8 protein-coding genes, 1 pseudogene and 1 riboswitch are annotated in these 12,840 nt (G+C 43.3%); of the genes and pseudogenes, 2 read left to right on the forward strand and 7 right to left on the reverse strand.

The window, feature by feature from the left end; all coding sequences use genetic code 11:
• The first annotated feature begins 33 nt into the window (after positions 1 to 33).
• Positions 34 to 2,457 (forward strand): annotated as a pseudogene (locus BN161_RS25710) (TonB-dependent receptor).
• Between the two features lie 147 nt (positions 2,458 to 2,604).
• Positions 2,605 to 4,056 carry a methyltransferase RsmF C-terminal domain-like protein gene (locus BN161_RS25715; RefSeq protein WP_044271735.1) on the forward strand — a complete coding sequence of 484 codons (1,452 nt, stop codon included), beginning with the start codon at positions 2,605 to 2,607 and terminating at the stop codon, positions 4,054 to 4,056.
• Positions 4,057 to 4,469: 413 nt separating this feature from the next.
• Here BN161_RS25715 and BN161_RS25720 read toward each other — a convergent pair whose 3' ends face one another.
• From BN161_RS25720 to BN161_RS25750, 7 genes are all read right to left on the reverse strand, one after another.
• Positions 4,470 to 5,471 carry an ABC transporter ATP-binding protein gene (locus BN161_RS25720; protein ID WP_044271737.1) on the reverse strand — a complete coding sequence of 334 codons (1,002 nt, stop codon included), beginning with the start codon at positions 5,469 to 5,471 and terminating at the stop codon, positions 4,470 to 4,472.
• Positions 5,471 to 6,502, reverse strand: a complete 1,032-nt coding sequence (locus tag BN161_RS25725) for an iron ABC transporter permease (RefSeq protein ID WP_044271738.1) — start codon at positions 6,500 to 6,502, stop codon at positions 5,471 to 5,473. The genes BN161_RS25720 and BN161_RS25725 overlap by 1 nt, the downstream gene beginning before the upstream one ends.
• A gap of 11 nt (positions 6,503 to 6,513) precedes the next feature.
• The gene (locus BN161_RS25730) at positions 6,514 to 7,650 is read right to left on the reverse strand and encodes an ABC transporter substrate-binding protein (protein ID WP_044271740.1); all 1,137 of its coding nucleotides are present in this window, start codon (positions 7,648 to 7,650) and stop codon (positions 6,514 to 6,516) included.
• A 4-nt stretch (positions 7,651 to 7,654) separates the two neighbouring features.
• A complete protein-coding gene (locus BN161_RS25735; RefSeq protein WP_044271742.1) occupies positions 7,655 to 8,728 on the reverse strand; it encodes a YncE family protein in 1,074 nt (357 codons plus the stop codon).
• Between the two features lie 16 nt (positions 8,729 to 8,744).
• On the reverse strand, positions 8,745 to 10,757 hold the full coding sequence (locus tag BN161_RS25740) for a TonB-dependent receptor plug domain-containing protein (RefSeq protein ID WP_044271751.1): 2,013 nt from the start codon (positions 10,755 to 10,757) through the stop codon (positions 8,745 to 8,747).
• A gap of 50 nt (positions 10,758 to 10,807) precedes the next feature.
• Positions 10,808 to 11,010, reverse strand: a riboswitch (cobalamin riboswitch).
• 342 nt (positions 11,011 to 11,352) lie between these two features.
• Positions 11,353 to 11,769: a hypothetical protein gene (locus tag BN161_RS25745; protein ID WP_044271745.1), complete on the reverse strand. Its 417-nt coding sequence runs from the start codon at positions 11,767 to 11,769 to the stop codon at positions 11,353 to 11,355.
• Positions 11,766 to 12,779, reverse strand: a complete 1,014-nt coding sequence (locus BN161_RS25750) for an AAA family ATPase (protein WP_044271746.1) — start codon at positions 12,777 to 12,779, stop codon at positions 11,766 to 11,768. Before BN161_RS25750 ends, BN161_RS25745 begins: the two co-directional genes overlap by 4 nt.
• Positions 12,780 to 12,840 lie beyond the last annotated feature (61 nt).

The raw sequence follows: 12,840 nt of genomic DNA on the forward strand, positions 1-12,840 counted from the left end.
CTTATTAAAAAATCCATTAAAAATTAGAACTACATGAAAAAATATATCTTTTTCGTGGTGGGAGTGATGTGTACATTGCTCTCCCACACCGCTTATGCAATTGATTTAAATAAATCTGACGCCAATATCATTGGCCACGTATTAGAGAAAAAAACAGGAGAACACCTTCCTTATATGACAGTAGCCCTGAAAGGGACCACTATCGGAACTATGACCGATGGTACCGGACATTATTTTCTGAAGAACCTTCCGGAAGGTGAGTTCATACTCTCCGTCAGTGCCGTAGGTTATAAACCACAAGAACGAAAAGTAACCCTTAAACGAGGCAAGACGCTGGAAGAAAACTTCGAACTGGAAGAAGATATGGTAGCCCTGGATGGCGTAGTTGTTACAGCCAATCGTAATGAAACCGCTCGCCGACTGGCACCTACCTTGGTAAAAGTCGTTACTCCGAAACTATTCGACATGACCAATTCGCATACCTTGTCGCAAGGTCTCGTCTTCCAGCCGGGCGTGCGTGTAGAAAACGATTGCCAGAATTGTGGCTACTCACAGGTACGTATCAATGGTATGGATGGGAAATATACACAGATACTGATTGATTCCCGTCCTATCTTTTCTGCACTGGCAGGTGTCTACGGTTTGGAGCAGATTCCCGCTAATATGATAGAGCGTGTGGAAGTGGTACGTGGAGGTGGCTCGGCTCTTTTCGGCTCTTCGGCCATTGCCGGAACAGTGAATATCATCACGAAAGAACCTCTCCGCAACTCCGGTTCGTTTGCCCACTCTATCTCTAATTTCGATGGTTCCGGTTCGTTTGACAATAATACCACGCTTAACCTTTCCCTGGTATCTTCGGATAACAAAATGGGAGCTTACATCTACGGGCAGAACCGCCACCGTTCGGCATGGGATTCCAATGGTGACGGCTTCTCCGAATTACCCAAATTGAAGAACCAGACAGTAGGCGTGAACGCTTATTACAGGCTGAGTCCCTATTCCAAGCTGAATCTAGAATATCATCACATGGAAGAGTTCCGTCGTGGCGGTAACCGCTTTGATCTGCCGCCTCACATTGCCGAAGATGCCAATCTGAATGGTTCCGGTGAACCCGGACTGGTGGAGCAGATCGAACATTCCATCAATACGGGCGGTTTGAAGTTCAGTGCCTTCTCCAAAGATCAGAAGCATGCGTTCAATGCATACGCCTCTGCCCAGCATATCGTGCGCGACAGTTATTACAGTGCCTATGGGCATACCACCGATTTCACCGGCGTATTGGGCGCCCAGTATATCTATCATTTTGATAAGCTCTTTTTCATGCCTTCCGACTTGACGGGTGGGGTGGAATTTAATCATGATAATCTGGACGACAAAGCAACGGATATGCAAAAATACCGGGATGCCGCTTTGGCGGAAGATCCCACTGCAACAGGAGACCGTCTGCAACAGTTGATTGATAAATATACACCCGATCCCTTGAAACAGATTGTGAACATTGCGAGCGCCTATGTGCAGAATGAATGGAAAAGCGAGCAGTGGAGTTTTCTGATAGGCGGACGTCTGGACTAGAATAGCATTATGAGCAAAGCCATTTTCAGTCCCCGTGCCAATATCCGCTACAATCCTACGCAGGACATAAATATCCGTTTCAGTTATGCCGAAGGCTTCCGTGCTCCGCAGGCTTTCGACGAAGACTTACATATTAGTAATGTGGGAGGCGAGTTGATCTCCATCGTTCGTGTTAAGGATCTGAAAGAAGAACGTTCGCGCAGCGTGAACGCTTCGATGGACTGGTATCATTACTTCGGTGATTTCCAGGCAAATTTGCTGATAGAAGGTTTCTTCACGAAACTCTCCGATCCGTTTGTACTGACAGCACCGGTAGAAGATCCGAACGGTAGCGGATATCTGATACAAACCCGTGTCAACGGTTCCGGTGCAAAGGTGTATGGTGGTACATTGGAAGGAAAGATCGCTTGGCGTGATAAAATCCAGTTGCAGGCGGGACTGACCGTGCAACGCAGTCTGTACGATTCTCCCGAGGAGTGGAGTGCAGACAAGGAACATTTGTCGGATGAAGAACGCCATAGCGACCGGATATTGCGTACCCCCGATGTTTATGGTTACTTTACTGCCACTTTCAATCCTGCAAAAGCATTGTCGGTAGCCCTGAACGGTAATTATACCGGGCGAATGTATGTGCCTCATCTGATGTCCGAAGTGGATGGTACGGCAGACCTGTTGGTGAAAAGCCCGGATTTCTTCGAACTGGGTGCCAAGGTAGCTTATGATATAGATTTTTCCGGCATGTGCCTGCAATTCAATGTGGGAGTACAGAATATCTTCAACTCCTATCAGAAAGATTTTGATAAAGGAGCCACCCGCGATTCCGGTTACATTTATGGTCCGGGAGCGCCTCGTTCCTACTTTGCGGGAGTCAAGCTTAGTTTTTAGTGCCCGGCGGGTTTGCCTTGTATTGCCTTTTTATGTTACCTTTGAGGAAGATAAGCTGCATCTCAGCATAACTTTTTCATGCAAGCATGAAAGTTATGCATTCGATTTGCATTACCTTTGCGGAAATAATAACAAACAATTTGGCACATGGACTTACCCGTATCTTTTGCAGACCGTACACGTTCCCTCCTGGGAAATGAAGAATATAATAAACTGACTGACGCTCTGAATGACGAGCAGTCTGTAAGTATCCGGCTGAATGAAGAAAAACTACCCAATTCTTCATTCAGTCTTTTTCATACCTCTTCCGGGCGTGTGCCCTGGTCTTCCACGGGATTTTATCTCAACCGTCGGTTGACGTTTACCTTCGATCCGTTGTTTCATGCCGGATGTTACTATGTGCAGGAGGCATCTTCCATGTTTGTGGAGCAAGTATTAAAGCAATATATAGGTGAAACGCCTTCCGTGATGCTTGACCTTTGCGCCGCTCCCGGTGGAAAATCTACCCATGCCCGCAGTATATTGCCTGCAGGCAGCCTGTTGGTAGCAAACGAAGTAATTCGTAACCGTTCGCAAATCCTGGCGGAGAATCTGACGAAGTGGGGGCATCCCGGTGTGGTGGTCACCAATAACGATCCGGCAGACTTCGCTGATCTGGAAGACTTCTTCGATGTCATACTGACCGATGTTCCCTGTTCCGGTGAAGGCATGTTCCGTAAAGATCCCGTTGCCGTCAGCGAGTGGAGTCCGGAGAATGTGGAAATCTGCTGGCAACGTCAACGACGTATCATCTCCGATATATGGCCCAGTCTGAAATCCGGCGGATTGCTTATCTATAGCACTTGCACGTATAATACGCAGGAAGATGAAGAAAATATCCGCTGGATGCGTGATGAATTCGGTGCAGAGATACTTCCGGTAGATGCTCCGACAGCGTGGAACATTACCGGAAACTTGCTTGCTGGTGAAGATTTTCCTGTATATCGTTTTCTGCCTCACCGTACAAAGGGTGAAGGTTTTTTCCTTGCCGTACTTCGTAAACCGGAAGGAGAGACGGTACAAATCCGTTACAAATCCACTGTTTCCCAAGGAAAGAAGAAGGCTGGTGCCTCAGCGTCTAAAGCTAATGCCGGAGCATCTAAGGAACAATTATTGGCCGCCCGTGCCTGGCTCCTTTCGGCAGACGACTATGAGATTTCCGCAAATGGAATGAATATTGCGGCTTTCCCTAAAGAATATATATCCGAATTATCCGTCCTCCAACAATCTCTTCGTGTCATTCAGGCAGGCGTAACCCTTGCCGAAGTGAAAGGAAAGGACCTGATTCCCAATCATGCCCTTGCTATGAGTACTGTGCAGGCTTCCGATGTTTTTCCTCGTGAAGAAATTTCGTATGAACAGGCTATCGCCTATTTGCGTAAGGAAGCCATTGTGCTTCCCGGTACTGCTCCACGCGGTTATGTGCTGTTGACGTATAAGGATGTTCCTTTAGGTTTTGTGAAGAATATCGGTAACCGGGCTAATAATCTTTATCCGCAGGAGTGGCGTATCCGAAGTGGATACTTGCCGGATGAGATACTGGTGATGAACCATTTATGAAGTGAATCCAGGCATAGTCAAGATTCTTGTTATAGGATATAAGATTGCTTGTTTCAGGTCATAGCATTGCTTGTTATAAGTCATAAGATTACTTGTTATAGGTTATAAGATTGCTTGTTATTATTTCATGGTGATATGTTGTGGCTCGGACAGATAGCGTCATGTTTCATCTTTCAGCCGTAATACCCTTCCAATGGGCATTATACAACCAAAACTGAAGGACTGAAACTAAAAAACTTAAACTTTAGTTGAGCATGCATTTTCCGGATGATTTTTTTCTGCTTCTTTGTAAGATAATAGAAAAACATCATCTTTTCAGTTTACAAGAAGTTTGGAGTTTGTATTCTTTTGATAATCGGAAATAAAGCGTTAGTTGAAATCAGTGCGTTTGTATATAAATATCATTGCTTTTGTCAGACATTGGCAAGTAGTTGTTCGAAAGAGTGGAATTTGTATTCCTTTTCTTTATGCAGTCTGAAATCTTCGGCAGACAATACCTGTAAGTATGGCAAATCAACTGTCCCTGACGTAGAAATGGGAGAACAAGCATAGCCATGACGGTTAAGTGCATTTGTTGTCCAATGCAGCAATACTTCATCATTGGCTTCCACAATGATACAGCGGTGACTATCTACCTTGGGATAATATACCCCGTGTGCATAATCAAACCGGATATCGTTGCGGGAAAACAAGCCGTCCATCCGGTGACTTAGAATCATATCTTCCGTTACTCCACATTGCAGTCCGTTTTCTTTTGAAAGTAACCAAAGTTTATCTGCCAGTACCAATGCCTGCTCTATGTCATGGGTGGAAAGCAGGATCGCTTTCTTTTGTTCCACTGCCAGGCGATGAAGCAAAGTCATAATTTCGATGCGACTCACTACATCCAGGAAAGCTGTCGGTTCATCCAGCAGAATGAGCGGACATTCCTGTACCAATGCTTTGGCAATCATGACCTTCTGTCGTTCCCCATCTGATAGCTCTGCAGTATAACTGTGGGCTTTATGACTGATGCTTACAGCTTCCAGAGCCTCTTCAATGATGGAGTGATCCGTTTTGTTCAATCTGCCGAAGAACCCCGTATGAGGTTGTCGTCCCAGAGCTACCAACTCATATACAGTCAGTCCGCCTGTTTGTGTTTTGTCTGTTAGTACTACTCCGATGGTACGTGAACGTTCTTTTTCGGAATAGGCAGACAATGGCTTTTCCTGTACAAATAATTCTCCTGACAAGGCCGGTTGCGAAGCAGCCAAAGTGCGGAGCAGAGTTGATTTACCGGTTCCGTTAGCTCCCAGCAGGCAGGTCAGTTCTCCGGGATAAAGCCGGAAGGAGAGATGTTCATGTATCCGTTTCTCTTGCTTTCCCTGGCGGTAGCCGATGCATAAATCGTTTGCGGTGATAACAGCTTTCTCCATCAGTTGAAGTATTGTATTTTACGTTGGTTGACAATGACATAAATGATAACAGGCGCACCCAGCACAGGGGTTACCGCATTGAGAGGAATAATACCTGCTTCCCCCGGAAGGATGCAGATCAGATTGCAGAGCAAGGCAATTACACCACCTGTCAGCAAAGTGACGGGGAGCAGTGAATTGTGATTGGACGTGCCCAGCATCAGGCGGGAGATATGTGGAACGGCCAGACCGATGAAAGCAACAGGTCCGCAGAAGGCGGTAGTGACGGCTGTCAGTAGTCCGGTGGCAATCAGTAACAGATTTCTTGTGCGACGGATGTTTACTCCTAAGTTTTCAGCATAGCGAGTACCCAACAGCAAGGCATTCAAGGGTTTGATAAGCAGGATGGAAAGTAACAAACCTGCCAGACAGAAAATGGAGAAATAGGGTAGTTGTTGCAATGAGACACCTCCGAAGTTCCCCATACCCCAAATCATATAAGAATGTACTCCTTCGGCTGTTGCGAAGAAGTTGAGCAATGAAATGGCGGAAGAAGTGATATAGCCGATCATGATACCTGTAATCAGCAACATGATATTGCTTTTTATCAGTGTAGAAAAGAAAAGGATAAGTCCCATTACCACCATCGATCCGATGAAAGCTCCCAGTATCACCGAGAAGAAACCGGACAAGGTGAATATACCCGTTGCAATGCTTCCACCACCAGCCAACATTACGAGTGCCACGCCAAGGCTTGCCCCTGAATTTATTCCTAAAATGGACGGACCTGCCAGCGGATTATTGAAAGCTGTTTGCAGCATCAACCCCGAAGCCGCCAATGCCGCACCACATAGCAGTGCTGTGACAGCCTGCGGCAGGCGCGACTCCCAGATAATAAAACTCCAACTGGCTTTCTCAGCTTCATTGCCCGCTAGAATATCCCATACCGCTCCGGCAGGAATGCTGATCGAGCCAAACCAGAGATTAGCGGTCATCAATAGGAGAATGAGAACCGACAGTATTATGCCATATATAGATCCTTTGCCTTTCAAACCATTAAATTTTATTCTGCTAATTTACTATAATATTTCAATTCATATCCTTCCAGCATCGAAGGATGGAAGATTTTTATTAAATCTTTCAATAACCAGTCCGGCCGGAAAGGCGTTTCTTCATAAAAAGGAACCCGGTTGGTATTACATCCGTAGATATTCCGTTCTTTGAAGGCGCGGAAACCGGCGTAAGGGGCAAACTCTTTTTCCAGTTCACTATAGGTCTTATCTGCAGGCTGGTTGTAGCGTATCAGCCAGAAATCCGCCTGTTGACCTTTCTCAAAGATAACTTCGAAAGGATAGGGGAGTGAGCCGCTATGTGTATCTTCTCTGAAAATATAGTTGGCACCTGCATCAGAGTATAGTTTGGCGATGGTACTGTTACCACCCGGAGTGTACCAAGTAGAGCTTGTTTTCAAATCACACATCACGGAGGGAGCAAAGGAGATGGGCTTTACTAATTCCTGCAAATCCTTATAGCTTCTTTCTACCGAAGCAAACATAGCGTCTGCTTCCGCTTTCTTGCCAAATAATAAACCGTAGAAACGCATCCATTCGGCACGTCCCAATGAAGAGGTTTCCATATAGTCGGCACATTCAATGATGGGTACATCCAGTTTCTCTACACGCCCGTATCCACCGCTGTTTTCAAAAGGAGAAAGGAGAATGGCATCGGGGTGCAGGTCTATGATTTTTTCGATATTGGGGTTCATGCCATCACCTACATCGGTGATGGTTCCGTTTCGGCATCCTTCCTCGATTTCCGGTAGTTTGATGTACTTCAGGTCGCATACGCCACTGATACTATTTAAGGCACCGAGGTCTTTCAGCAAGCTGCAATGAACGGATGAGTAAATGACTGCTTTACTAAGTGGAGTGCGGACAAGAGTACCTTGAGGCAGTTCTTGGGGTAACGGCTGGTTTTTGTCTACTAATACATAGGTGTGTAGTATCTTTGCTGTATCCCAGGGATTGCGTAGCTGTGCAACAATGTAATTTTCGTAATCTATCAGAGAGAGATTAGAGGAGTAGTGTAGCGGGATGGTGTCTCCTTGTGCAGAGCCGGAAGCAGTGCTGTTCTTTCCGCCACAGGCGGAAAGAAGTAACACTGATACCCAAAATGTTAGAAAAAAAGAAAATTGTTTCATGCTGTTATTCAGTTACAAAGCGCATATTAGTGGTATAGTAGCCGGTTTCCAATTTCTTTTTGAGTACACCGTCACTACCATAAACATATATGTCGTTGAGAGCAGAGGAGGGTTGATCGATGATGATTACATCTCCTGTAGCCGGGTCGACTACAATATTACCTGGATTGGAGAAATCGCTGTAGTTGGCAAACTGCGTAGTTTGTTTGGTATTCATGTCATATACAGAAATGCTTTTAGGAGCGGCATCTTCGTAATATTCTGCATAAATAAGATAGATTTTGTTGCTTTTTATTGCCATTTTGCTGGCTGGGCATATTTCCGTAACCTGATCTGTTTGCGGATCGATGCATTGTAATGTCTGCGTGGGATTCCCGCCAAAATCTCCGCATGAAATGAAGTACACCTTTCCGTCTTCTCCGGTTGTACAGACATCATAGGGGTTGAGAAGAACTTCTATGTCTTTGATTTTAGTAAAGTTAGCAAGATTGACAACAGCTACATATTTGCCTGTACCATCCATATCATAATTGGATAGATTAATATATAACTTTCCGTTAGCTGAGGTAAGGGCTTCCGGATGACTTCCTCCTACCTCTGTTTTTTGGGTTATTGAAAGGCTTGTAGTGTCTATTTGTGATACGGTACCATCGTATGCGGTGAAATAAATATTTCCTTTGGTTGCTGTCATGTATCGCGGTTGAATAGGTTGCCCGCTCTCATTTGTTAAGTTCAACGTTTTTATACGTTTGAAGTCTTTTCTATCTACGATTTCTATTTTGGCAGAGCTGCTGCATGTGATATAGATTTTAGAACCGTATATACACAAGTCCTGTGCATCGCCGATACCTGCTCCGTTGGTAGCTGCAAACAAATCTGCACTAACTGTCTTCAGATCCCTGTCATACCATTGTATAGTACCATTATTCTCATTCCAGTTTCCTGTATTAATAACATACGCTCCATTAACAGGCACTATTGGTCCTTCCGGTCCTTTCGGTTCGTCATCATCATTACATGCGGTAAATGCTCCTAATGCCATAACCAACATGGCGGTTTTATACCAATACTTCTTCATAGTTTTTGTTTTTAGTTTATAATTTATAGTTGATTGTTACTTTGTAATTGCGTCCGGGCATCGGGTAGAAGCGGACTATTTCGTAGTTCTTATCACTCAGGTTCAAGGCATCCAGCTGTATGCGTAGTGACTGCTTCTTCCATTTAAAGGTATGTGAGAGTGATATACTGTGGTCGGTGTAAGATTTGATACGATTTTCCGGAATATTCTGGGCAATCGAATAGCGTTCCGAAGCGTACATTATGTTATAAGTCAGGTTGACATACGGATTCTCAAAAGTCAGACTTCCTGAACCTGAATGTTTCGGAGTATATATAATCTGATTCCGCCATATTTTAGAATTACGGTCGGTAATATCTTCCGCTTGCATGAAGTTGTAAGTTCCTGTGAAATATAACTTATAATGTTCTGCTAATTCTTTTTCAATTGCCAGGTTAATATCCGTACCGATAGTTTCGACTTTACCTAAATTCATCATCTTCCAGATAAACATAGTGGGTACTGCCACGATTTTATCTTTCACCCGATTATAATAAGCATCTACTGAAAGGCTTAGATAGTCGATAAATTCCAATGAAGTAGAACTCCACGTTGTACCTACATTGAATTGCCGGGTAACTTCGGGCTTTAAATTATGGTTGCCAATTACCAGATAATACAAATCATTGAATGTCGGCGTACGGAAGATATCTTTGTATGAAGCCCTGAAACGTAGACCAAAATCAAAAGGTTTCCACGACAGGCTGACAGCGGGTGAAAGGCGTTTACGGTCTGCAGCAGCTTTTCCTGTCCGTACACTCTCTGTAATATAAGTATTCAGTAGGGAAGCGGTAGCAGAAAATCGGTTGCTTTTATAGTGTGTGGCTATTGCTGTTAAATAGGTGAAACGTTCTGGATATTGATTGTTCTGTAAAGTCGTTGACAAATAGTTATAGGCGAAATCCTGTGCTAATGAGAAAGATAACCCTTTCACCGGTTCGCTCCATAGGGTAGCAGATAAGTAAGTCTCAGTCTGGCGGAAACGATTGTCTGTAATACCGGAAGATTCATTATTATAGTCCCGGTTCCAGCTGAAGTTAAATTTTCCACTTGCTTGTAATTTCCATTTTTCAGAGAATCGATTCTCATACTTCAATTGGCCGAAGTAATTACGGTCATATAGTCTTTCGGCAGCATACGAATTGTCATAAATCACCCCACCGGGTAACCCTCTTTCCGAATCAAAGAGATAAACTTTGGCTTTCAAATCCTGTTTCTCATTCAGAGTTACAAACAAATTTAATTCCGCCCGATAAGTCTCTATATCACTATTGTTTCGTTTGGAGTCAATCAGTTTATTCCCATTCCACATTTTGAAAGGATAATTGCCGTCTGCCCGTAAATAATCAGCATAGGCGGAAAGACTGAAACGGTTACTTAATTTCTGAGCATAAAATAAAGAAGGATTAGCAAGCCCGTAAGAACCGGTTTTCATATTTGCAAGCAATCGGAAAGGTCTGTTACTGAAATCCGGACGTGCGGTTTCGATACTTAAAGCACCGGCAGAGGCAAACATCTTCGCTGTCTGGTAAATATTATCGCTCTGACCAATGCTGAGTGCCAGTTCGGAAACATTGTCTAACGAGAAACGGGAGATATCTACTTGGCCTGACTGACAATCACTGACAGTCACTCCGTCATAGCTGACAGCTGTATGTTGCGCTCCCAAACTGCGTACAGAAACAGTCTTTAGTCCACCAATTCCACCATAATCCTTAACGCTGACTCCCGAGAAATGACGAACTGCATCGGCCACATCCGATACTCCCAAACGTTCCATATCAGTTTTCTTCATCTGTTGGAGCGGGGCGGTTGCTGAGAGAGCCGGTGGCACACGCCGACCTTTTATCCCCACTTCCGGAATGGCATGTACCTTTCCAGTAATGGAATCTCCTGCTTGTTGTGCTTGTAGATTGACACAAAGCCAACATAAAAGGCAAAGTAAATTAAACCGTAGTCGGGTGTACCGGCATAGATTATCTCTTATCATAAACAGAATGCTAAAAACTATATACATCTCATACCCTTTCCTCGAAAGCATAAGATTTGATAGGTTTTGCAGGTCTTCTGACTTACTCCGGATTTGCCGCCTTCCCACCATACGAATATTGGCAGTGGCACAGGTGATTGGCAAATCCTGCAATAGGAGTTCACAGCAGCGGGACTGTTTGGGAGTCACACCCAATTCCCTTTTCATGGAATATGCCGAAAGGCATCCTCCAACAAAACCGGGGGCAAAGATAGGAAAGATTTGGTTAATTATGCCAATCAGGAGTTGAATTATATTCATATCCGTATAGAAATGAATTAAATTAAATGCTAAGCAATACTATCTCAATTCTCCTCCTCCCCGGAGAAGGAGTACCCGTAGGGGGAGGTGGTAGGTGAGAAAAGAATTCCTAATTGATATGATTTATAGGTATTTATTGCTTTACCTACCACCCCGCCCTTCGGGCACCCCTCCTCCAACTGGAGGAGGGGAATTGAGATAGTCCATTTAGCTCATAACCCTACAATAATGAACATAATTCAACTACTGATTCGCATTAATTATGAACTATGTGGCAAGTTTTTTTAGGCCTTGTTTATCTGATTTGTATCTCCATCTTCACATTTTTAGAAATCAAATCTACCTTATATTTCTTCTTGAATAATACTTTTGCCCTTTGTATAGAGGTATCATTACTAGGATGTCGACTACTCACAATGATTGCTGTCTTTTGTAAACTTGCAGAAGATGACAATTGTTTAATAGTTGCTTCCAATAGTTCAATGGCATGAGGTATATCCTTTCCTTTCAACTCGACAAAATATTCATTCTTTTGCTGATTGAGCACAAGGAAATCACATCTTGTTCCTTCTGTTATTTGACAGCCATCCACTATGATTTTAGTCAGAACCTGGCTTTCCGGATTTGAGAAGATGCATTTGCGCTTATTTTCTTCGAGAACAAGAATCTTATCTGTTGTTTCGATGGTGCAATTAGGTTTGAACAAACTCATTGTGCCTCCAGATTTAGTAATTCTGAGAATATGCGGCTTTCCTGATCAGCAACGGAATCTATTTGATCCGCTACAATCAGACGGTATTCTTCATCTAGGATGGATAGCACTTTGCCATTTTCTATTTTGTATGCTCCTACATTTTCGAAGTTTAATATACAATCTTTCGGTATAAGTTTATACACTTCTTCCGCTTTAGACGGATTGCTGATTAATGCATTATTGGCTTCTATCAGGTTATTGAAAGCTGACAAAAGATATGGGCTATGCGTGGTTAAAGTGACTTTTGAGCATTTGCGGACTATTTGCTGGAGCAGTTTTACCTGAGTCTGAGGAAAAAGATTGAGTTCAGGCTCTTCTATTACGAATCGATTATACTCTTTTTCATCAACAGCATAGTCAAGTACCATTAATAGGGGTATGATAGACTGGATTCCTGAAGAAGCATCTTTAAAGGGGATTGTCTTGTGACTCTCTTTCAGATATAAAGTTTCATTTGATTTATCGGTCTGAAATAATATATCAAAAATAGAGATGCTGTAATTCGGATATTTATTCTTTGCTTTCTCATAGATAGAGGCAAAGCTCAACAAGGTATTGGGGATTGGTGCTTTGTTGAGCACTAATGTAGCAAGAGAATGGGAAAAGGTACTGACGAAGAAACGCTCTGCTGGTATGTAGAGGTTTGCTATGGGAGATGTTCTTTTGAATTTTGGAACTTCACAAGCGAATCTATTATCCTCATAATATATGGTGCCAGCTTCCCAAGTGAACTGTATGTAAGTATCTTCATTAAAATAGGACGCAATGTTATACTCTTCAAACAGAGACCGCAGGCTTTGTTGAAAATCGCCAATACGATTGATCGTATAACCTTCAAAGATAGTAATAAGTTTGGCTATTGTACTTTTACCGGAGCCTTGTTCTCCAATAAATATATTATAATCTTTCAGGCATATACTTGCTGATTTGATAGCGCCAAAATTGCGTATGATGAGTTTTCTATCCATCTCTTATATTGTTTTGGAACAAAGATAGAGAGATTCAAATGGATAACAAAATATTTTATCC

The sequence above is a fragment of the Bacteroides timonensis genome (assembly GCF_000513195.1).
Taxonomy (GTDB): Bacteria; Bacteroidota; Bacteroidia; order Bacteroidales; family Bacteroidaceae; genus Bacteroides; species Bacteroides timonensis.

Excerpts from the sequence above, each read along its gene's own strand:
- BN161_RS25740 (WP_044271751.1), bottom strand. The coding sequence starts at position 10,757 with ATGATAAGAGATAATCTATGCCGGTACACCCGACTACGGTTTAATTTA.
- BN161_RS25750 (WP_044271746.1), bottom strand. The coding sequence starts at position 12,779 with ATGGATAGAAAACTCATCATACGCAATTTTGGCGCTATCAAATCAGCA.
- BN161_RS25715 (WP_044271735.1), top strand. The coding sequence starts at position 2,605 with ATGGACTTACCCGTATCTTTTGCAGACCGTACACGTTCCCTCCTGGGA.
- BN161_RS25735 (WP_044271742.1), bottom strand. The coding sequence starts at position 8,728 with ATGAAGAAGTATTGGTATAAAACCGCCATGTTGGTTATGGCATTAGGA.
- BN161_RS25720 (WP_044271737.1), bottom strand. The coding sequence starts at position 5,471 with ATGGAGAAAGCTGTTATCACCGCAAACGATTTATGCATCGGCTACCGC.
- BN161_RS25745 (WP_044271745.1), bottom strand. The coding sequence starts at position 11,769 with ATGAGTTTGTTCAAACCTAATTGCACCATCGAAACAACAGATAAGATT.
- BN161_RS25730 (WP_044271740.1), bottom strand. The coding sequence starts at position 7,650 with ATGAAACAATTTTCTTTTTTTCTAACATTTTGGGTATCAGTGTTACTT.